This is a genomic window from Mesorhizobium sp. M7A.F.Ca.CA.002.09.1.1 (assembly GCF_003998555.1).
GTDB classification, from domain to species: Bacteria; Pseudomonadota; Alphaproteobacteria; order Rhizobiales; family Rhizobiaceae; genus Mesorhizobium; species Mesorhizobium ciceri.
The window spans coordinates 1-1,855 of record NZ_RZRR01001005.1; the positions used below are offsets into that span (position 1 = coordinate 1).

The following is a 1,855-nucleotide window of genomic DNA, read 5'->3' on the forward strand; positions in this document are numbered from 1 at the left end:
CCCTAATGAGGAACTCTCGCAGCAGCAATTTGCATACCTGACTGAACTCAGGGGACCAGGTGGCCTCTCTGCAGTGATCCCCGAATCAAAGAGCCTGAAGGATGTCTACAGGAGTTTCGCCAACGTGACACGGCAGATGTCGAGTGTGGTCGAGGGCCTTGCTGGACAAGCGAACGCCTTCCGGACCATCTCTCCCCTGCTGACAACGTACTTCCGGGTAGCTGACGGCGTAGTGGCCCTGCAGGAGCGACGTTGATTTGCAATCTCAGTAATCACCAAGGAACGTCATTCCGCTTGACTGAGAGATACACCGCTGCTACCCCTTGAGATACACCAAGGCGGTCGACGCTTTGGGGAAGAAGTCGCATAAGCGATTGCAGTTAAAGGGTTTTCTGGCTTATTTTTTCCCGGTTCGATTTAACGAACTTGTCCGGCCCGGGGAGCCAAATTCTTCAAAGCGTTGAGACGGTCAGGTCGCCCATAGGGGCTGATCTATGGCATGTCTGGAAAACCGCAGGCAGCCGCAGGTTGATCCTCAACTTGACCTGGCGCCGCTATGCAGCGCGCTTCGATCACGGCGATCTCTTCACGGCGATCTCATCAGGATTTCATCTCTTGTCACCGTTCGGGTTGGGTGCCGGTGCCTCTCGCACATCTCGTGGTGGCGGGTCGACATGTTCAAGCTCTGGCGGGGCTTCTTTGTCCCGACGTCGGACAGGTAGCTTCTCCGGTTCGGGCTTCGATGGTGGTTCTTTGATCTTGCTCGGCATAATCGAGTTAACCGCACTGCCGGTCCCTTGTTCCCGCAGCAAGCCGAAAACCTGAATGGGGGAACCGGGAGCGCCAAAGAGCGTTTTCTCGCATGCTCAAGAAGATCGCCCTTGCCGCCGTGCTGGTTCAGGTTGCCGCGGTTTCGGCTCTCATCACTCAGACGGTCCTCTTCGCGTCCACGGCCACACAGGCCGCCAACGCGCAGCCCGGCGACGCAGTCGCTGTCACTGCCGACAAGGAACCGGACAAGGCGGCGCAGCCTGCTGGTGCCGACCAATGCCCAACCCGGCTTGTGACGAGCAAGATTTTCACGAGCAACTCAATTACGGCGCAATGATAGTTCGCCATCGATGCCGGCCATCCGTCGATCCCCCCAATTTAAGTCAGGGCAATGTGCTTGAAAGCGCAATGATTCCTGTTACTTGCGGCATGGGGCGAGTGCGTTTGGGTTGGGCAAGAATTGGTATGATTTCATCGAATATGGAATGCCCGCGCTGTCATGGCAGCGGCAGGGTTTTCGACTGCTCCAAATGGTATGCGTCAAACGGGCACTGCTGCCCGCAGGGAACCCATCGGGGTGGCTGCCCCGGAAAGACGGGGCCTGCACGGAATGCGACGGCCTAGGGACAATGGCGGAGCCTCCGCTGAGGGCCGTGGCATAATCTGCGATAGTGTCGCATGCCGCTGATGGCGACGCGGACGCGCCCGCCAAAAAACCGTACTAACGGCGCGAACAACAACCGCCCGCCAAAGGTGAGCTGGCAGGGCAGCTCACCTTGTAGCGATGCGGAAACGACGACCATGCAGCCGGACCATCCTGATGGCGCCGCCCCTTATCAAGGCTAAGCGATTACCCCACCACGACCTGACCTTGTGCCGTCCATCCAAGGGAATTGGGCAAGCGGGTCCTGCAAGATTTTGACGGATCTTGCGAAGCCGGCGACGGCATCGCGCGCCACTGTCAGCGGAACCTGGCCGTCGTGAGCACGCTGGCAAGCTCGAAAGGCCGTTTCGAAAATCGGACCCCGCCGCTCCCTTGGCCACTCGTCAAAGAAGTCGAACGCATCGTCGAGGCACCCTATTT

General features: G+C 58.7%; 3 protein-coding genes. 2 read left to right on the forward strand and 1 reads right to left on the reverse strand.

Annotated features, from left to right (window positions below):
* The coding region (locus EN994_RS35720) for a hypothetical protein (protein ID WP_206530528.1) at positions 1-256 on the forward strand (256 nt) is incomplete at its 5' end.
* Positions 257-862: 606 nt separating this feature from the next.
* On the forward strand, positions 863-1,108 hold the full coding sequence (locus EN994_RS29515) for a hypothetical protein (protein ID WP_063168150.1): 246 nt from the start codon (positions 863-865) through the stop codon (positions 1,106-1,108).
* A gap of 505 nt (positions 1,109-1,613) precedes the next feature.
* Here the strand turns inward: EN994_RS29515 and EN994_RS29520 are convergent.
* The gene (locus EN994_RS29520; protein WP_245492028.1) at positions 1,614-1,853 is read right to left on the reverse strand and encodes a DUF982 domain-containing protein; all 240 of its coding nucleotides are present in this window, start codon (positions 1,851-1,853) and stop codon (positions 1,614-1,616) included.
* Positions 1,854-1,855: the final 2 nt, after the last annotated feature.